The organism is Flavobacterium shii (assembly GCF_025847235.1).
Taxonomy (GTDB): Bacteria; Bacteroidota; Bacteroidia; order Flavobacteriales; family Flavobacteriaceae; genus Flavobacterium; species Flavobacterium shii.
Genome location: NZ_JAOZEW010000014.1, coordinates 11,970 through 31,693 on the forward strand (window position 1 = coordinate 11,970; position 19,724 = coordinate 31,693).

Consider the following 19,724-nt stretch of genomic DNA (forward strand, 5'->3'; position numbering starts at 1 on the left):
TCCACTAAATTCAGATATGATTAGAGACTAGCTCAAATAAATCGGCTAAGATTTGTTACACGTCTTTTTTCGTCAAACATCTTCCTCTCGGCTGATCGCCCTCATGAAGCACAATTTCAGAATGCAGGAACTGTGCGGCTTCTGCTGAATCTTTTACTTTTACAGCGCTGCGTTCTAGCATTTCTGCTTCAAAATCATTTAATACACTTTTCCTAATTCCAGCTTTCCTCCATTGAGATAAAGGTCTGCATTCTTTTGTGATTCCTCGAGCCAGTGAGAGCGCATCCAGTAGCGCCTGATTTGCTCCTTGTCCTTTAAATGGACTCATTGGGTGAGCTGCATCTCCAATAAGAGTTACTTGTTGTCCTTTTTGTAACAATTCGGGTTTGAGTAATTCTCGATCATAAACAGGATAGCCAGAAATTTGAGCTTCTTGAGTCGCTGTTATTATCTGAGGAATAGGGTCGTGCCATTGAGTTCTACGACAAGCTTCTTCCTTGAGCGCTTGAATACCTTGAGCACTTAACGCTTTTGCTTCTTCTTCTGGCATTGGGAAGCTGAGTTGCCACATAACCGAATCTGACGTATAAGGCATAATATAGATTCGCTCGTTACCATTGGCAGTTTGAAATACGGTAGCAGAATCCAGTAAAGAATTATTAAGACCTTCGAGAGCGCTTAAAGGACAAATCCCCAATATTACAATACAATCCAGGTAACGCAATGGAGTAGTTTCCTCGCCAATAAGTAATCTGCGGACTGAACTACGAATACCATCGGCTCCAACTACAAGATCTGCCTTTGAGGTCTTTATCTTACCATTTACCAGAAAGCTTAAATCAACGCTTCCATCCTCAGATTCTTTAAAATCGATTAATTGATGTCCCCATTCTACAACATCATGCTTGCCCAGTTGTTCAAGTAGCTCTAAGCGCAAAGATTGTCGTGCAATATGTATATTTGAACGTTTCGGAGAAGTTTTTATATCAGATTGTATCCACTTTCTAACTCCCCATTCACCAATCACTTTTCCTTCTGTTGTATGAACGAGATGCCTTGTTGAAACCACGCCATCTTTTAAAGAAAAAATACCTAATCCTTCGATTGCTTTACTAGCTTGTTGCAAAGTAAGTCCATAGCCTTGAGATCGGGCAGCAAAATCATTATCACGTTCGTAAAGAGTAAAAGGGATTCCGCGATGTAAGCAAGCCACAGCCAGAGCAACTCCGCCTATACCAGCACCAATAATAGCAACTTGTGGATAGTTTTCTTTATCTACCACAGGTGGACTAGAAGAACGTACCAATCCAGATCCGTGACAGATCGGGCAGGAGTACAAATGTCCTTTAGGGCGAATTGGAGCTGTTCCTTCGTCTTTGTTTTTTTCAAATTGATCGAGAGCTATTTGGTATTGGAGTCGCACTTTCTTGCTGATTCTTCTGCTTTTTTTGCCACGTCCTTGGCATTCCTGGCAAGTAGTCCAGCTTACCTCTTCATTTTCTCCTTTTTTCACTTCCTCTTTATTAACTTAATCTTGACTTCGTTCTGTATGCAAAAATAAGAGTTATGGTGAGACCTATTTATTATTTAGTGTTTAATAATTGCTTTTTATTCAATTCATTTGGTTTTCTATTTATGATTTTAGTAAACTACTCAGAACCTTTTTACCGTTTTCGTTATTAGGATTTAATTCAACAGATTTTTGATACATCTTAATAGCTTCTTCCTTTTTACCACATTGCAGTAATGTTTCTCCATAACTATCATAAATATTCCAGCTCTCTGGGAATAGTAATGATGCAGTTTTAAATGTTTGTAAAGCATTTTCTTTTTTTTGTTGTCTAAGAAACTCATACCCTAATCGGTTAAAATCTCTTTCGTTTGCTTCAAAACTTTTAGGATTTTTTAAATACTCATCAATCGCTTGATTTGCTTTTTCTTTATTTCCGTTTTCTAGTAAATTGCCATAGGTTCTCGAAAGATTTTGTGCAGGAATTGTATAATGCTTATTATCAATTAATTGCGAGGCAGCATTAGCGATAGCAAATACAGGGCAGTTTCCTGTATTGGATAAAAGTATTACTGTTTGATTCTTAGTAATATTATGTGCCAGAATACTGGTAAGTCCTGTAATAGATCCGTCGTGAAAAACTATTTTTCCTTGGCTTTCATCAGTGTACATTTCCCATCCTAAGCCATAACTAGTTTCTTTTCCATCTATAGTATAAGTTACTTTTTTTCCGTCATTGAGTATTGTAGCCGTAAGAGCTTCTTCTAGTTCTGTTTTGCCTAAAATTTGATGGGTAAATAATGCATTTTGATATTTTTGCAAGTCCAAAGCTGTACTTATGATTCCTCCATTTCCATAAAAATTACTTTTTTCAAATATAAAGAATGGCTCTTTTAAGGTATTTGCATTTACATAATCGTTTGAATATGAATTGGGATAGGTGTGTAGTTCTACCTGATTTGGGTTTTTTATCTTTCTGTTATTGGGAACAAATGAATCTTTCATTTTTGCAGGACCAAAAATATTTTGTTCTAAATAACTAGCATAACTTATTCCCGATATTTTTTCGATAATTAGTGCAGCGATGCAAAAATTCACATTGTTGTATTCCCATTTGCTTCCGGGTAAAAATGTGAGTGACGTTTTAAAACGAATGAATGTTGGGATAATATCCTGATTTGTAATTATTTTTTCTGGTTGCTCTTTTATTACACTATCAAACAAATTATAGTATTGTGCCAATCCTGATGTGTTATTAAGCAGTTGTTTGATGCTGATATTCGGATAAGGAAAATCGGGAAGGTATTTCTGTACGGGATCATCAATTTTAAGTTTACCTTTTTGCTTAAGCTGTAATATAGCAGTTGCTGTAAAGGTTTTTGTTATAGAAGCAATAGGAAATTGAGAATTATCATTAAACTTTTCTTTCTTTTCGATATTAGAAAATCCATAAGTATTAGAAAAAATGGTTTTTCCTGATTTAGAAATTACCACACTTCCATTAAAAAGATTTTTTTCAGAAAGTGTTAAAAAGAAATTATCTAATTCTTGTGCCGAAACTGTGTTTATCAATAAATTAGAGAATAAGATAATAAAAAATATTTTTTTCATTTTATTTTAATTTTTACTGTTTGCTATTACTTTTTCAAAACTTCACCATAATTTGTATCAAACAAATAATCCCAATGTAACTAGAATTAAGGTATTTATAATTATTTTTACAGATAGATGTTTTTATATATAGACTAATAATTAATAGGATTGTTACGCCTATAATTTTATTATTTTGAATTATAGCGTTTATCTAGTTGAAAAGTGTACGAAGTCAAGAGACTTCGTATAGTTCAAGAGCTAGCAAAACGTACCAATCCAGATCCGTGAAAGATTGCACAGGAGTACAAATGCTCTTTAGGGCGAATTGGAGCTGTTCCTTCGTCTTTATTTTTTTAAATTGATCGAGAACAATTTGGTATTCGAGTCGCACTTTCTTGCTAATTCTTCTGCTTTTTTTACCACGTCCTTGGCATTCCTAGCAAATAGTCCAGCTTATCTCTTCATTTTCTCCTTTTTTCACTTCCTCTTTATTAACTTAATCTTGACTTCTCTCTATAAAAAAATTAGCCGATATAATTGATGCCGGATTCAATAGTAAATTGTTGCTAGTAAAAGAAGATTATATTTTTTTTGATATTATTATACTATCAACTTCAAATGATTTATTTCTCCATTTTGGTTTTATCAATTTATCTTTACTCAATTGCAATAAAATGATTGAAGCAAGTAAACAAAATATAATTGCTTGTATTGATCCTTCCGGTCCAAAATCCCCACCTGTAATTAATTCACTTCCAACTATCTTAGTTGTTAGTAAACCAGTTGTTTGGTCATTACCAGAAGTAACCGCTCCAAAAATACCTGATTGCATAAAATTCCAAGCAAAATGTATCGCTATTGGAAACCATAAACTTCTAGTATAAATATAAGCCAAACCAATTAATAATCCAGCTTCCAAGGCAACACATAATGCTGATATTGGAGTACTACTAGGATTGCTTAAATGCAATGCGCCAAAAATAATTGCAGAAATAATCAAAGAGATATAACTCCCTAATTTCTCTTCGATTATTCTAAAAATAATACCTCTGATCAAAATTTCTTCAAAAATAGCAACGGTAAAAGCTATTGTAAAAGGAATAATCATATTGGAGATAGGATTAATAGAAACTATTTTGAAACTTCCATTAATAAAAATGATCAATATTGTCAGACTTTGTAATATTGCTCCTAAGAGCATACCTGTTATAATATATTTGATTGCTCCCTTACTTGAAAATTCTGTCACTTCTCTTTTCTCATATTTTCTAAAAAAAAAGACATACGCACTAATTAATAACGCAGATACAATTATTCCTTTTACCAGATTCCTGAAATCTCTATTTAAAGGAGTTAAATCAAGCATTTTAGATGCAAATTGTTGCGCTAGTATAAAAGTGATAAAACATGCCAAGAAACCCAGTATGATTCTAGTTACCGGGAAATTTAAAACTCGTTGTTTGGTAGTAATTGATTCCATAATTTTTGCAATTAATTGATTTAGATTGATTACAAAAATAATAGCGCAGGAATTCTAAAAATAGAATGAAATTTGCCTTTTGAATTATAAATTTTGGAATTTTTTTGGTAAAAATCCTGTTTGCTGCTTAAATGTTCTAATAAAGTGACTTTGGTCTGCAAAGCCGCATTCAAAACTAATCTCAGTTAATGATGCCGAAGGTTTTTGTATTAAAGTAAGTGATCTGTTTATTTTCAACCGTCGAACATATTCTCCCAAAGTGCATCCAAAATATTTAGGAAAATGCTTTGAAATAGAGATAGGATTTATATTTAAAATTTTTGATAATTCATTTAAACTTGGGTTTTCATTCCAACAATCATTTAATAATTCATAGAGTGGATATACCCAATTTGGACATTTGGAAAATTGGTCCAAATAATTTTTATTGCTAGCTAAATCAGTGAATAGCATATGTATTGAATCTTTAGAAAAAGCATCTCCAATTAAACATTCGTTATAGATTTTTAGAATTAATAATTTTGTCTTTACTGTATTTGCAGTTCCTATTTTTAATAATTCTTCGGTGATATCAAATTCATTAAGATGGTTTTTGCTTATTTCTATATTTATATTTTTTGATGGGAATAGCGTATTTTGATTTAAGTGGAGTTCATCGCTATGATAAAACAATACTGTTCCTGGTGAAACTGAAAAATTTTCCTTTTTCCTTTTTTCAATTGTCCCGCCTTTCAAGAATAAAGTGATATGAGCATTTTCATGAGAATGCCAACCTTCATATACTTTGTTCTGATATTCAGTTTCTATGATAGAAATTCCTTCAGACTTATTATATACATTTTTTGAATTTCCTAAATAAATTTCTTTTTCTAAATTATACATTTTATAATTTTAATTTAAACCATTTTTCAGGTAATCAATTAAGCCAATTTTTTTACTTGTTTTAAATGTTTTTAGAAAAAAGCGTTGCATTTTGGAAACTTGGGAATTCATATGAATTCTCAATAAGAAAATTTAATAATTCTTTAGCAGCATTATCAGAACAAGATAATAATTTATTACCAACATATTCTCTTCCACTATCTGAACTTGCATAACTTAAATCAATATTTTGCGGAAGAAAATAGTCGTCAAACACGGATTCAAGCGCTCTATTTATTTGATCTAATTTGCCAAGTTCGGAATCTACGAAAAAACAAATTTTTGATTCTTTATACTTGTCATTATTTACATATTTTAAAAAATACTTCCAACTTACTCTTTCAGGATTAATGTTGTTTAAATCATTTATAGAGAATGCAATAGCTCTTATTGGTATAATAGAAACTCCAGAATTTGAAGTCCCCAGAATACTTAGACAACCTACGCAGACTTTTTTATCACCAATAAATTTTGTATTGGTATCACACGCGAATACCATATTATAACGCTTATTTAACCGCTCGTCATCAAATTCTAGTATTCTATCAACAAAATATTGCGAATGTATAACCTTATCCTTACCGCTATCCCTCTCATAAACTATTTCCGTTTTAATTTGATCTAACTTTATATCATTGAGTTTGCCAATATTCGAAATTCTGAATGTATTTGATTTGTTATCCAATTCAAAATTTGGAATTTTAGTTGAATTAATAAAAATTTTAATAATTTTCTGTTTCTTTTTTGATTTCATCGTGATGTAATTATTATTGGTAAAATGTGTAGATTACTCGATGTTTTCCTATTAAGGATATATCATAAGGAATACAAAAGCAAATAAATTAACCAAAAGTACCACTCCATAAACAATATTCGATTTCCCTTTGCTTAATGACAACATTACCGTAAACACTGATAATGCTAATAAAACAATCGATTTAATGTCAAGCCCCAGAATAATAGGCATATCCATATAAATACAAACTGCAGCAACACTAGGAATAGTTAATCCGATACTTGCTAAAGCAGACCCCAAAGCTAAATTTATACTCGTTTGAAGTCTGTTTTTTCTAGCCGCTATAATCGCAGCAATTGCTTCAGGTAGTAAAATTATTGCAGCAATTACAACCCCAACTAAAGTTTTTGGAAGATGATAGCTTACAATGATACTTTCAATAGTTGGAGATAGCGTTTTTGCCAATAATACAACAATACCTAAGCTTATAACAAGGAAAATGAGACTTGTATAAAACGTTTTATTATTGATTAATATAGGTTCTGCTATTTCTTCGTTTTCATCGTCTCCAATTGTTAGAAAATATTGTCTGTATCTTGTAGTTTGTGCAAATAGAAAAGATGCATAGATAATAATACAGGCACCAGATGCAAAAACGAGTTGTGGGATCGAATAATAAGATCCTTTAACACTTTCTGTGAAGGTAGGGAAGACCAATGTAAACACTATAATCGAAACTAATGAAACCAAACCAATGGTTACAGATGAGACAGAAAAATTCTGTTCATAATGCTTTAAACCACCAATTAACAGGCATAGTCCAATGATACCATTAAGAATAAGCATTGTTGCCGCATATACAGTATCTCTTGCCAATGAAGCTGCGGCAGAACCTTCGGACAACATTAAAGACACAATAATTGAAACCTCAATAACGGTTATAGATATAGCCAAAATAATGGTTCCATAAGGTTCTCCAACTCTTTCTGCTATTATTTCGGAATGATGCACTGCCGACATAACGCTAAGGATAAGCAGTATACTTGCAACAATTTGAAAGAAACTGCTGTTGTCTACAAGCCCGCTAAAAAAAAGAATCCATGCAAGTGCTGGAATGATGATTGTCCACTGAAGTAATTGTTTCATTTTATAATAGGTAAATTAATATCTTGCCAATAGTTCTTACCACAAATCGGCTTTTTTATTTCCCCCAATATAGAGTTTTTTAGCTAAAAATAACTAAAAAAACGTATTATCTTTAGTTCCATACTATTATATATGTAGCTAATCTCTTTTTAAAACACATATAAAATAACTCGTAAACAGGTTCTTAAACAACATAAAATTCAATTGTAAATAATGGAGTATTTTCATGGAATAAAATTAAATTATTTTATATTTATTAAAATTTACACAATGAATATAATAACTAAAAAGAATAGAATTATACTTTTCATCATTTTATTAATTACTTGGAGCGATTGTTACAGCCAATCCTATCAAAAACAAACTAATCTTGATAGTCTATTTCAAAAAGCTCATAAATCAAAAGCCTTCAACGGAAATGTTTTAATTGCTCAAAAAGGCAAAATAATATATGAAAAAGCCATCGGACAAGCTGATGCAAGTAACACAACTCAATTAAATGAAAAATATCGCTTTCATGTAGGTTCAATTGCTAAAGAATTTAATGCTATAGGAATTATGATGCTTAAAGAGCAAGGAAAATTAAAACTTGACGATACAATTACTAAATTTCTTCCTGAGCTTCCTTCTTGGGCAAATAAAATTAAAATTATTCACTTACTTCAATATACAAGTGGCCTCCCACAAATAAAATGGAATGAAGTTAATCAAGATTCAGACAATATGGCAATACTAAAAAAAACATTGCTTCTTGATTTTGAACCCGGAACAAGATATGATTATAACAATAATAATGTATTTCTGCAGAGACGGATTATAGAAAAAATTACCAATATGTCTTTCAATACTTTTGTAATAAAAAAAATACTTCAACCCATTGGTATAAAAAATGGACTTATAGATCCTAATGAAAATGAAAAGCTTTTTGCAAAATCATTTAATAATAAAGGAAAACAAGATGTTATTAAATATAACATCTCAGGCTGGACAGCATTAAATTTAGAAGATTTTTATAAATGGTCTGAAGCAATAAATAAATTTAAAATTATTAATCCTGAATCAACACTTGAACTTTTTACTCCTTTTTCCAAAGGAAATCAAACTGGGTTAGGAGAAGGCACTATTGAATTAGGTCAAGTTAAAAGTCATATACACGATGGTGCTGCTTTTAATTACCAAGCTTTACTAATATGCAATTCTAATTTTACAATTATTTTGATGACTAACAACAAACAAAATAATTTAGATGAAATTAGCAATTCAATACAATCAATACTCGAAGAAAAGCCATACAATTAAATTCAGAATTCTATAAATAATTAAATTAAACTTCCAATTTTTAATCAATTCCGACTTTATTCTCGGAACAGTCTATATATATGCAGTTTTTCAAAAATATTTTATTACCTAACATTCCTGTCATTCCCGAAAATTTCATAAGCATATATTGCGTTTGTGAAAATCCTTCCACATAAGTAACTTCGTTTAATGGAATTACTTTGTTTTTAAACAGTATTGTATTATTGCTTTTTGCGGTAAAGGTTGTTAAGATATTGTGCTTCGATTGGGCTTTCTCTATTATGATTTTTGAATTTGGTAATTTTAAATCTTTCCAAATTTCCTTGCTAGTTAATAATTCAAAAGCACTTGTACCTGAATCATATAGGAATTTTTCACTTTTCCCTTTTAAAAGTGCTTGAATAATGATTTTTCGTCTTTTAAATTTAAAGTCAATTAGTTTATTTTGAAATTCGATTGGTTGATTTAATAGATTAAAAACAAGATAATTTTCTCTTAAATTGATAATTGTTTTTCTGTTTTCAAGAATATCCGCACCAAGAGTACCAATTATTTTAATCGAATCATTTTTATCGGTTTCTTTTCCTGTATCAGCAATTTTGAATTTATCGGAAGTAATTTTTGTATTTCCTATATAGAATGAGGTTTCAGCAATTTTATTATTGATTTTTATCTCTTTCAAATGTTTTATTGATCTATAGTAAAACTCTGTATATTCGGATCCTGTATCAAATTGCAGGTAATATTTTGCAGTATCTTCAGGGAATTTTATAGGAACTAATAGTACGTTTTTATCAATCCCTAGCCAAGTTGGTTCAATTTTTTCACTCTCTTTTTCTACAGTTAGATAATTTTTATCTGGAGTGAATTTTTGGTCAAAATAAAAATAACCACCTAATAACGATAAAACAATAATAAATAAAATAGTCGCTGCAATTTTCTTAAATATTTTCATACTGATATTTTTCTGCAAGATTCGGCTTTAAGAATCGATTTTCTTGCAAAAACAATATGACAATTTTACGTCAGTTTTACGACTGACCTTATAAGGAGTTGTTTTTCAGTTTGATATATAAGTCGCTTTTTCGATTTAAACTTATACCATTCTTTAAGATTACTAATAATTTTACACCAATAAGAATAATCAAAAATAGGAGGAAAAGGGGAAATTGCATTGATAATGCTTTTTGAATGAATGGGCTTATAATCATTAAAATAGAAAGAATAACAGTTAAAATAATCTGAATTGCTACTATATTTTTTCCGAGTTCCTTATTCTTTGAATCGTTTGTTTTATAAGTTAAAATTAAAGGAAAAATAACACCTCCAAATGGCACAATAAGACCCGACAAAGCCGAAAAATTAATTATTTTGGCTCTGTCAATCGCAGTATTTTCTTCAACATTAGAGATAATCCCCTGTGGTTCGACTTCCAAAGATTGGGCAATCGCTTTTAAAGTAAAACCTTTTGGGGTATTTCCTGCTTCAACTCTTTGAATTGTTCTTAACGAAAGTCCTGATTTTTCGGCGAGTTCAGTTTGAGTCATATTTTTCTCTTCTCTCAAAATCTGAACTTTATTCTTAATTTTCATTTGGCTATCTTTTTTGATAAACTTCATACTAATCTTTTTTTGCATTAAGCATAAATAATCTAAGTTTTACAAATTTAATCAAGGTTCCCAAAGTTCAATCTTATTTCCTTCGGCATCCATAATATGTACAAATTTACCATAATCGTAAGTCTCAATATTATCAAGTATAGTCACTCCGTTATTTTTAAGTTTACTTACAAGCCCTTCAATATTCTGAACTTGGTAATTAATCATATAATCTTTTTTGGATGGAGAGAAATATTCATCACCTTTTTTAAATGGACTCCATTGAAGACGGTTTATCTCATCTGGATTATTAATATTTCTGGATTCAAAAGTAGTACCCCATTCATTGACTTCCAATCCTAAATTTTTGGCATACCATTCTTTGGATTCATCCGGATTGTCAGAAAAAAAGAAAATACCCCCAATTCCTGTCACCTTTGGTGTTGAGTCAACAGATGAAGCTGAGTTGTCTGTTTGATTTTTTGAATCTTCCATAATGTTTGTTTTTATAGTTAGCGAGTTAAAAATACAAAATGGCTTCTATCATCCTAATTTAGAGTGACAATATTCCATTAATTATTATGTTATAATTGCGAATATATAGATAATTTTACTACAAATAATAATTTTAGAGCTAAACATCATTCTGTAATTTTCCTTTATTTTAATAATTAACTTTGTATAAATTCCCCTTAAATATGGAAGAAGATATAAATATGTCCACGGTTGAGCCTTTGATTAAATATTTCGAAAAGCTCATTCCTTTAAGCCAAGATGAAAAAGCACTTGTGAATGAAAAATTCCAAATGAGACTCTATAGAAAAAAGCAATACGCATTACAGGAAGGAGATATATGTAGCCATCTCCATTTTATAGTACGTGGCTGCTTACGAATGTATAAAATAGATCCCAAAGGGAATACACATATTCTAGATTTTGCTGCCGAAAACTGGTGGATAAGTGATATTGGTAGCTATCACTCGGTACTACCTTCAGAGATGAATATTGATGCTATAGAAGATACTATGGTATTCCAGATAAGTTATAAAAACCTCATAACGCTCTATACTCAGGCGCCTAAATTTAATCTCATCTTTAGAGTACTCATTGAAAATAGTTATGTAGCATTACAAAAACGACTGTTGCAAAATATAAGCTCTACGGCAGAAGAACGCTATAATTATTTCCTGGAAACCTATCCACATCTTATTAACAGACTGCCACAAACCCAGATAGCTGCATTTGTAGGTATAACCCCTGAGTTTGTAAGCCGCCTTCGTAATCGCCGCATAAAGCCATAATCTTAAACCAGATCAATATTATTTCTTGATTCAGATCATTGGTACGAGATAGCTTTTTACTAGAAATTTGTCTTATCAAACATTGAATTGTTTAACCATAAAAAGAAATATTATGTCATCAAAAAAAATAGCCATTATTGGCTTAGGAAACATCGGAAAGGTAGTTGCTCAAAACCTTGAGAAATCTAAACAAGAGTTTATTGTAGCCGGGAATGATTTAGAAAAAACAAAACAAATTGCAACTACAATTGCCCCATCTGCTAAGGTAACAGATATCACCACTGCAATTAAAGAGGCTGATATTGTAATATTACCAATACCTTTTAAAAGCATTGTTCCTTTTATAAAAGAATATGCAACCGAATTAGAAGGTAAAATTGTGGTTGATCCTTCGAACCCAATTGCTCCTGACGAAAATGGAGGATTCAAAAAAATCATCGACGAAAAGACTTCTGCCGGACAGGTTAATGCCGCTGCATTACCAAAGGGTATAAAACTAGCTAAAGCACTTGGTACATTAGGCGCAGGCTCATTATCGACAGCTGCTTTTCAAAATCCTAAAAACGTTTTGTTCTACGCTACAGATGATACTGCTATTAATGCCGATATTGAGCAACTTATTGCAAATGTAGGCTTTGCAGCGGCTAGAGCAGGAGGTATCGACCAATCTATTCGCATCGAGGTATTTGGAAATCTGCATGAATTTGGAGCCTTAGGAAAAACCATAACTTTGGAAGAAGCTAAATCAGTAATTTAAGCATATACAAAATGGTTCCTGAAAACTATAAAAGCTTCTTAATTTTTTAGGGAGCTTTTATTATAAAAAAATAGAGTAAATACTTTATGAACGGGTTACTTTGTTTTTTTACATATAATGTTGTAGAATGGAAAATTCTCATTGACGGTTGTAATTTCTTGTAATTCAAAATTGTCAAACTCTGCATGAACAGATTCTAAATCATAAAAAAACATTTTAACTCCTTCGAATATTTCATAACGATCCTTACTTATAAATTTACCTTTCCCATAAGTTTGAGCATCTTTTGTAATAACGGTAAAAACCATATAACCGTTATCAGATAGTTGATTATAACAATCCTGAATTAACTTTTTTCTTTCGTTATTATCTAATAAATGTATTAAGGCATAGCAAAATATTCCATCATATTTACAATTATCAAATGGCATATCTGTTACAGAACCGTGATGGATTACCATATCGGTTCCATAATGTTTTGTAGCCATTTCAATAGCTGTTTTTGATATTTCGATACCAGTTACAGTTATTCCGTTATCTCTAAAAATTTGCGCATTCCTTCCGTAGCCAATTCCCGGAATAAGCATGTTTTTTACTGATGTTTTTACAAAAAAATCTTTTGTTAATACTGCCGATTTAGAAGGTTCAGAGCCCCACATTTCCTGCTTTTCAACAAAGTTTGATTCCCAAAATTCTGCCATAATTTGCTGTTTACACATTCTTCCTACCTCAATAATTCTTTTCAAAGTTATGAATTACATCTTTTAATGCCTAAATTTTTTTATCAGCCTTCTTATCCAGATAAATAAGGGAATTTAGTCGAAAATAGTATTTCTAAATAGTCATAATTAAAACGAACTGCTTTTATAATAATTATTCTGTAATACTATCTTTAGCTTCTAATCCGTTGTTACATTATAAATTGAGATTATATTACAAATGATTATTTTAGCAAAAGAACCAAACTTAAAAATGAAAAACATTCACTTTGCCTATATTTTATTATTGCTCAACATCTTTACTATATCCGCACAAACTAAATATAAATCCCAGAATGTACTTCTGCAACAAATGACCGATTCTATTACTAAGAATCATTATTCGGGAATTCATAGTGTCCTTATCGCAAAGGATAATCAACTGGTATATGAACGATACTTTAATGGTTACACACGAGATTCTCTACACGATTCCCGCTCCTCTTTTAAATCAATTACAAGCTTACTAGTAGGAATAGCTATTGATAAAGGTTTTATTAAAGACGTCAACCAGAAAGTCTATGAGTTTTTTCCCGAATATCCATCACTAGAAAAAGATCCATTAAAAAAACTCCTGACTATAAAAAATTTATTGGAAATGAAATCCGGTTTTGACTGTGAGGAATTTAATGACACAAAAGATTGTGAGGATGAAATGAGTTTAAGCAAAAACTGGGTGGAATATGCATTAAATCTCTCAATGAAAGACAAACCTGGCGAAATATGGTCATATACCTCAATAGATCCAATGATTTTAAGTGGCGTGATAAGAAAAGCTACCAATATTTCTATTATGGATTTTGCAAAAAAATATTTATTTGAACCTCTGGGTATTTCATCCTATAAATGGACAGTAGATCCAAGTGGAAATGGCATGACTGCTGGATCGTTTTATATTCGCCCAATAGACATGATGAAAATTGGACAACTGGTAAAGGATAAAGGAGTTTGGGGCGGTAAAAAAATTATTTCGAGCAAATGGATTACTCAATCTACACTTTGCGATATTGCAATTCCTGATTTTTCATATATGAAATCAAGCAAAAGTAAAATAGCATCGCCACAACCAGCTTATTATGGTTATTATTGGTATCGAGAGCAGATAAAAACAAATGATTTACAGGAAAATTTGCTCTTTGCATCAGGTAATGGAGGTCAGTATATCTTTATAATCGAAAATTTAAATTTAACTATTGTTTTTACTCAGGGTAATTACAGAACTTATAAAGCTAAGCAGGCTTTTGAAATTTTGGCTAAATATATTTTACCAAGTTATAAAAATTAAAAATTTAACCAGAAACCATTTTGACAGAAACAAAACCAATTTCGCAAAGTCAGCGAACACCAATTATTGATATTTTAAGGGGCTGTGCATTATTTAGTGTGGCTGTAATGAATTATTCTGCAATACATGATTGGAATAATCACTCAAAAAATGCTAATTCAAATTCTATTTCGGAAACTATAAAAACAATATCAGAGATTGTTATTGAATCCAAAGGCTGGACATTATTAGCATTGTTATTTGGTTATGGGTTTTCTGTTTTACTAAAAAACATTAAGCAAAATGAACAAAATCACTATACTTTTTTTATAAATCGCATGCTTTGGTTATTTGTATTTGGGTTTGTAAATACGCTATTTTTTGGTGGCGATATTTTAAACGATTATGCATTAATGGGTTTAATACTACTGCTGTTTTATAATTGTAGTACAAAATCGCTCTTTATTTTGGCAACACTTATATTACTACTAACGCCTGCATTACAGTCACTTTTAGGAAGGTATCATTTACTGTTTACACCAAAATATCGTGATGCTTTTTATGAACTTTATAATGCAGATACAACACTGGATAGTATTAAGGCTAATTTATATATGCGATATAAATGGATGTTACGCTTGGGTTATTCGATTGTATTACATCTAGTCCAATTAGGTTATTTTATATTAGGGATGGCGTTACAAAGAAGCAATTTCTTCGAAATGATAGATAAAAAACCAAGAAGAGTTCTTAAAAAAATAATGTTCTATAGTTTGATATTTTCCATAATAACATTTGTATCACAAATGGTTATAGAGAAATACGAATGGTCATTTAATGATTATTACAACTTGTTTTATCCAAAAGCATTAAGCTCAATGATTTTCTTAAGTTCGCTTATTTGTTGGATATATTTTTCTGGATATTTCAAGAGCACTTTCAACCTCATAAAAGCAACCGGGAGAATGACATTGACCAATTACATTTTGCAAAATATAATTTCGTTCTTTTTATTTATTTGTATAAGACCGGATTGGGCATGGCATTGGTATTTCTTTACAGGAGTTATTATTTACATTTTGCAAATGTTTTTTAGTAATTGGTGGTTAAATAAGTATAACTACGGCTTATTGGAGTGGTTATGGAGAAGTTTATCATACAAAAAGTGGTTTCCTTTGATTAAAACAAAATAGTAAGCGATCATACAATGCTCCATTTTTTATGCCATTTTATTTAAACAACTATCAAGTATAAACCTACTTAATGCTGCAATATTCTTGCTTTTCTGAGCTATTCCAGGATTTGTTTAAATTAATAAAAAACTTAATTATTTATAATTTAAAAAACATATACAGTAATTTTATAGTTAATTTATAGATTATTTCGTATCAAAACAGCGTAAAATAGTACAAAAAAATCATCATAAATAAAAATACCTTTGGTCTCAATATTAACAAACCCCAAAAATATTATGAAACTAAAATTATTTTTATTTATGGCGTTCATTTTCATTCTCAAAGTAAGCGCCCAAGGCCTGCCTTGTAGAGCAAAAGAAGAAAATGATAAGATTTACAAACAGAGCCCTAATGCATTAAAAGAAAGACAAGATTTTGATGCATTTAGTAAAAAGTTTAGATCCGAAAGAAAATCTAAAACTTCCAAAGTATTACAGACATCGTATGTGATTCCTGTTGTTTTTCATATATATGGCGATGTTCAAAGCGGAAAAACGATTACTTATCAAAAAATCGTTAATCACTTAGCACAACTTAATGATGATTTTAACGGTCGTAATGCCGATTATGCAACGGTTGATCCCTTTTTTCAAGCCAGAAGAGGTACATTAAATGTTGAATTTAAGTTGGCCAAAATTGACCCAAATGGAGGCTGCACTTCCGGAGTTATATTCCATTCTGCCAAAAACGGTTACGGCAATGGTAGTGGATATGATGATCAAATTGCAGCAGATGCCTGGGACAATACAAAGTACATGAATGTTTATATCCAAAATGACCTGTATCAGGATGGAACACTCAATAACTCTGGCGTTGCATGGTACCCAGACTCAGGAATGACAGCCAGTAACACGGCGAGAGTTGTTTTTAATGGAGCTTATTTATATGATAACTCATACAGTAAAGAGTTTTCGGCTACATTAACACATGAATTTGGACATTTCATGAATTTAATACACACTTTCGAAGGCGGATGTACTGGCACAGATGAAGTAGATGACACTCCTCTCGAGGATGGGAAACATACACTAGCCTGCACTCAAGGAACAAATTGTAACGGAGACCGGGTAAACAATGAAAATTACATGGGATACAACGGAGCACAAGGTTGTTATAAAATGTATACTCAGGGACAAATTGACCGGATGCTCGCGGCCTTGGAACATCCTGCAAGAAAAACACTATGGCAAGAAAGCAACCTCATTGCAACCGGAGTGAATTACACCGGAAGCTTACTGACTGCAAATACTAGTTCTTTTAAGGAAGCTGTTGCAAATGATGGCTCTTTCGACACAGCATCAATAATCACACTATCAGGAACAAAAATACTCACACTTAGTTCCGGAACAATGATCGCAGGAACACATTTTACGCATACATTTCCAGCAGGAATTACACCAGTACTTACAGTTAATTCCAATTCACAAATAACTGTAACATTAACAGGTAAAGCGACAAATCATTTAGTATCCAATAATATAAAAGGAGCTATTACATTTTTACCGGCTGCATTCTCTGGTGGCATTACAGGTTTATCTTGTACAAGCTTATATTACGATTTTAAATATGTGGATCCCTATGGGATTTTCTTTGTTGATATGCCAGACGTAACTGTTTCATCGGCACTTACATGGAAATATTTTGAAATCGAAAAAGGGGATGATTCTGCTTTTGGAGGATGGAGATTTGCAGCAAATGCGTTAAAAATCGAAACCTATGCCAAAAAATTAGTATGCGAAACAGGTACAAAAAATATTTCGCTATTAGGAGCAAATACTCAAGTAGGAACTACAAGTAATTTTACAGCACCAGGAGCATACCCTAATCAGTTGGATTTACGCACAGCAGCTTATACAAATTGGGATGGTAAAACAGGATATGTAGGTTTTGACTACCTAATAGACGGATTAACTTGCTATGGCTGGTTTAAAGTTACTGTCGCCGCAAATGGAGATGGATATACAATCTCCGAATATGCGTATAACACCCAACCGGGAGCATCAATATATACAGGCATGACGGCAAAAACCGCTGTAGTATTATCTGCCAATACTTTGTATGAAGGAGACGCAAATGATGGCGGAATTACCTCTAATACCGAAATCTCATTATCTACCAATAATGGAACTTTTACCAAAAGTACAGGAACTTTTACCGCAGGTACCGATTATACTATTTCGGGAGTTCCAGCAGGTTTAACTGCCGTTTTAACATTACAAAGTAACTCCAAAGTAGCACTTACATTTACAGGAAAAGCAAGTTCACATTTACCGGCAAATGACGCTTCAGTAATAGTTACATTTAAAGATGTTGCAATAACAGGAGGCATAGTAACACTCGATAATGCAGTAAAAACAATAAATTTAAAATTCGATGCTCCATACGGAATCGTTTATGTAGACAATCCAGATTATGTAGTATCTCCAGCAGTTACCTGGAAATATATTGATCTTGGTATAGGAGATAATACCGAATACGGAGCTTGGCAATTTGCAGCCAATGCACTAAAAATCGAAACCTATGGTAAAAGATTAGTAGGTGTAACAGGTACACGAAATATTGCAAAAATTGCTGCAGGAACTTCTATAGGTTCTACAAGCACATTTGTAACTCCGGGGGCAGCATATCCTGACCAATTGGACTTGCGTACAGCAACTTACACAGCTTGGGATAATCAAACCGGTTATGTAGGTTTTGAATACACAAGCAGAGGTAGAGCTTGCTACGGATGGTTTAAAGTTAAAGTAACTGCAAGCGGGGATGGATATACCATTACAGATTATGCCTATAACACCAAACCTTATGAAGCTATAATAGCAGGAGCAACAAGCGGAACAACTGTTGCCGCGCCAACAAATTTAGTAGCGACAGCCAATTCAACTTCACTTCAAGCTATATTAACATGGACAGATAATGCAACCAATGAAACAGCATATACTTTAGAAAGAGCCTCAACAGATGGTGTTTATAGTGTTATCGCCACGCTTGGAGCAAATGTAGCAACTTATACAAACACAGGGCTTACCGCAGGAAATACTTATACATACAGAGTGAGAGCAAATGCAAACACTACTTATTCTGATTATTCGAATGTTGCAACGGCTGTAATCACATCCACTTCAGCTTATTGTAGCGCTCAGGGAACTAATCAATACGAATATATTAAAGAGGTAGTAATTGGAAGTTTCACAAATACATCTGGAGCAGATACTTCGGGGTATGGAAATTATACTTCTAAGAATATTACATTGACTCCAAATGCTAGTGTTGCAGTAAGTTTAACTCCTGGTTTCTCAAGCTCAAATTATACAGAATCTTGGGGAGTTTGGATTGATTACAACAAAAACAACACATTCGAAGCTTCAGAAAAAGTAATTAATGGACTTTCGTCAAATGGTACAGTTACGGGTAATTTTACTGTAGCAAATGCAACCGGAACTACCAGAATGCGTATTGTAATGAAGTACAATGCAAACCCTGAATCTACATGCGGAAGTATTGGCGATGGAGAAGTCGAAGATTATACGGTAACATTCGGACCTACAAATCCAAATCCAGTAACTTTGGCAACACCTACAAATATTACTAACTCAGGAATTTATGCTTCTGGATTCTATGCATCATGGACACAAGTAACCAGTGCCACAGGTTACGAGGTACAGTTGTATAAAGCTGCAACTGGATGGGCTACTATTGGAACATCAACTACGTATTATTTATGGATTCCAAAACAAAGTACAGAAACTGCGTATAGATTTAGAGTAAGAGCAACAAACGCAGCAGGAACGAGCGATTGGAGTAATTATCTTGATATAAATCTTCCTCTTGCCGGAGCCGAAGTCAATGATATATCAACTGGTAATAAATCTTTTGCAATGTATCCAAATCCAGCTTCAGATGTTCTTAATTTCTCTTTCGAAAATGTAAATAGTACAACGGCAGTGATTACGATTTACAATAACAATGGGGTTATAATTGACACTATTCGCAATGCATCCAGTTATACGTTACAGTATTTACCAACTGGTATTTATCATGTAATACTCACAGATGGTACTTTTAAGCAAAGCAAAAAATTATTAAAAAAATAAATTACTGCTTATTTTAAGAGAGTAATGCTAAACTA

General features: G+C 32.1%; 16 protein-coding genes. 6 read left to right on the plus strand and 10 right to left on the minus strand.

Annotated elements, in window-relative coordinates; genetic code table 11:
- Positions 1-55: 55 nt before the first annotated feature.
- From OIU83_RS13535 to OIU83_RS13560, 6 genes are all read right to left on the minus strand, one after another.
- Complete coding sequence (locus tag OIU83_RS13535) at positions 56-1,513, minus strand: FAD-dependent oxidoreductase (protein WP_264206797.1); 1,458 nt, start codon at positions 1,511-1,513, stop codon at positions 56-58.
- Positions 1,514-1,633: 120 nt separating this feature from the next.
- Positions 1,634-3,121, minus strand: coding sequence for a serine hydrolase (locus OIU83_RS13540; protein ID WP_264206798.1), 1,488 nt, complete (start codon positions 3,119-3,121; stop codon positions 1,634-1,636).
- Between the two features lie 562 nt (positions 3,122-3,683).
- Positions 3,684-4,583 carry a CPBP family intramembrane glutamic endopeptidase gene (locus OIU83_RS13545; protein WP_264206799.1) on the minus strand — a complete coding sequence of 300 codons (900 nt, stop codon included), beginning with the start codon at positions 4,581-4,583 and terminating at the stop codon, positions 3,684-3,686.
- 84 nt (positions 4,584-4,667) lie between these two features.
- Positions 4,668-5,465 (minus strand): AraC family transcriptional regulator, encoded by a 798-nt coding sequence (locus tag OIU83_RS13550; RefSeq protein ID WP_264206800.1) that lies wholly within the window; start codon positions 5,463-5,465, stop codon positions 4,668-4,670.
- A 61-nt stretch (positions 5,466-5,526) separates the two neighbouring features.
- The gene (locus OIU83_RS13555) at positions 5,527-6,258 is read right to left on the minus strand and encodes a hypothetical protein (protein WP_264206801.1); all 732 of its coding nucleotides are present in this window, start codon (positions 6,256-6,258) and stop codon (positions 5,527-5,529) included.
- A gap of 51 nt (positions 6,259-6,309) precedes the next feature.
- The gene (locus tag OIU83_RS13560) at positions 6,310-7,386 is read right to left on the minus strand and encodes a calcium:proton antiporter (protein WP_264206802.1); all 1,077 of its coding nucleotides are present in this window, start codon (positions 7,384-7,386) and stop codon (positions 6,310-6,312) included.
- 270 nt (positions 7,387-7,656) lie between these two features.
- On the opposite strand from OIU83_RS13560, the gene OIU83_RS13565 reads away from it, so the two are divergent.
- On the plus strand, positions 7,657-8,685 hold the full coding sequence (locus tag OIU83_RS13565) for a serine hydrolase domain-containing protein (RefSeq protein ID WP_264206803.1): 1,029 nt from the start codon (positions 7,657-7,659) through the stop codon (positions 8,683-8,685).
- Between the two features lie 40 nt (positions 8,686-8,725).
- Here OIU83_RS13565 and OIU83_RS13570 read toward each other — a convergent pair whose 3' ends face one another.
- The 3 genes from OIU83_RS13570 to OIU83_RS13580 form a co-directional block, all read right to left on the minus strand.
- The gene (locus OIU83_RS13570; RefSeq protein ID WP_264206804.1) at positions 8,726-9,640 is read right to left on the minus strand and encodes a hypothetical protein; all 915 of its coding nucleotides are present in this window, start codon (positions 9,638-9,640) and stop codon (positions 8,726-8,728) included.
- 88 nt (positions 9,641-9,728) lie between these two features.
- On the minus strand, positions 9,729-10,304 hold the full coding sequence (locus OIU83_RS13575) for a helix-turn-helix domain-containing protein (RefSeq protein ID WP_319005356.1): 576 nt from the start codon (positions 10,302-10,304) through the stop codon (positions 9,729-9,731).
- A gap of 51 nt (positions 10,305-10,355) precedes the next feature.
- Positions 10,356-10,778: a VOC family protein gene (locus OIU83_RS13580; RefSeq protein ID WP_264206805.1), complete on the minus strand. Its 423-nt coding sequence runs from the start codon at positions 10,776-10,778 to the stop codon at positions 10,356-10,358.
- A 221-nt stretch (positions 10,779-10,999) separates the two neighbouring features.
- Between OIU83_RS13580 and OIU83_RS13585 the strand changes: the two genes are divergently transcribed.
- Together OIU83_RS13585 and OIU83_RS13590 are read left to right on the plus strand one after the other, a co-directional pair.
- Positions 11,000-11,584, plus strand: a complete 585-nt coding sequence (locus OIU83_RS13585; protein ID WP_264206806.1) for a Crp/Fnr family transcriptional regulator — start codon at positions 11,000-11,002, stop codon at positions 11,582-11,584.
- Between the two features lie 112 nt (positions 11,585-11,696).
- A complete protein-coding gene (locus OIU83_RS13590) occupies positions 11,697-12,341 on the plus strand; it encodes an NADPH-dependent F420 reductase (RefSeq protein WP_264206807.1) in 645 nt (214 codons plus the stop codon).
- Between the two features lie 95 nt (positions 12,342-12,436).
- Here the strand turns inward: OIU83_RS13590 and OIU83_RS13595 are convergent, their stop codons facing one another.
- Positions 12,437-13,042, minus strand: a complete 606-nt coding sequence (locus OIU83_RS13595; RefSeq protein WP_264206808.1) for a class I SAM-dependent methyltransferase — start codon at positions 13,040-13,042, stop codon at positions 12,437-12,439.
- A 271-nt stretch (positions 13,043-13,313) separates the two neighbouring features.
- Between OIU83_RS13595 and OIU83_RS13600 the strand changes: the two genes are divergently transcribed.
- From OIU83_RS13600 to OIU83_RS13610, 3 genes are all read left to right on the plus strand, one after another.
- Positions 13,314-14,384, plus strand: a complete 1,071-nt coding sequence (locus OIU83_RS13600; protein ID WP_264206809.1) for a serine hydrolase domain-containing protein — start codon at positions 13,314-13,316, stop codon at positions 14,382-14,384.
- A 20-nt stretch (positions 14,385-14,404) separates the two neighbouring features.
- Entirely contained in the window at positions 14,405-15,556 is a 1,152-nt protein-coding gene (locus tag OIU83_RS13605; protein ID WP_264206810.1) for a DUF418 domain-containing protein, read from the plus strand.
- A 302-nt stretch (positions 15,557-15,858) separates the two neighbouring features.
- Complete coding sequence (locus tag OIU83_RS13610; protein WP_264206811.1) at positions 15,859-19,689, plus strand: M43 family zinc metalloprotease; 3,831 nt, start codon at positions 15,859-15,861, stop codon at positions 19,687-19,689.
- The last annotated feature ends 35 nt before the right edge of the window (positions 19,690-19,724 follow it).

Coding starts and splice junctions, on each gene's coding strand:
- OIU83_RS13580 (WP_264206805.1), bottom strand. CDS start 10,778: ATGGAAGATTCAAAAAATCAAACAGACAACTCAGCTTCATCTGTTGAC.
- OIU83_RS13570 (WP_264206804.1), bottom strand. CDS start 9,640: ATGAAAATATTTAAGAAAATTGCAGCGACTATTTTATTTATTATTGTT.
- OIU83_RS13545 (WP_264206799.1), bottom strand. CDS start 4,583: ATGGAATCAATTACTACCAAACAACGAGTTTTAAATTTCCCGGTAACT.
- OIU83_RS13575 (WP_319005356.1), bottom strand. CDS start 10,304: ATGAAGTTTATCAAAAAAGATAGCCAAATGAAAATTAAGAATAAAGTT.
- OIU83_RS13540 (WP_264206798.1), bottom strand. CDS start 3,121: ATGAAAAAAATATTTTTTATTATCTTATTCTCTAATTTATTGATAAAC.
- OIU83_RS13585 (WP_264206806.1), top strand. CDS start 11,000: ATGTCCACGGTTGAGCCTTTGATTAAATATTTCGAAAAGCTCATTCCT.
- OIU83_RS13550 (WP_264206800.1), bottom strand. CDS start 5,465: ATGTATAATTTAGAAAAAGAAATTTATTTAGGAAATTCAAAAAATGTA.
- OIU83_RS13590 (WP_264206807.1), top strand. CDS start 11,697: ATGTCATCAAAAAAAATAGCCATTATTGGCTTAGGAAACATCGGAAAG.
- OIU83_RS13560 (WP_264206802.1), bottom strand. CDS start 7,386: ATGAAACAATTACTTCAGTGGACAATCATCATTCCAGCACTTGCATGG.
- OIU83_RS13595 (WP_264206808.1), bottom strand. CDS start 13,042: ATGGCAGAATTTTGGGAATCAAACTTTGTTGAAAAGCAGGAAATGTGG.
- OIU83_RS13610 (WP_264206811.1), top strand. CDS start 15,859: ATGGCGTTCATTTTCATTCTCAAAGTAAGCGCCCAAGGCCTGCCTTGT.
- OIU83_RS13555 (WP_264206801.1), bottom strand. CDS start 6,258: ATGAAATCAAAAAAGAAACAGAAAATTATTAAAATTTTTATTAATTCA.
- OIU83_RS13600 (WP_264206809.1), top strand. CDS start 13,314: ATGAAAAACATTCACTTTGCCTATATTTTATTATTGCTCAACATCTTT.
- OIU83_RS13565 (WP_264206803.1), top strand. CDS start 7,657: ATGAATATAATAACTAAAAAGAATAGAATTATACTTTTCATCATTTTA.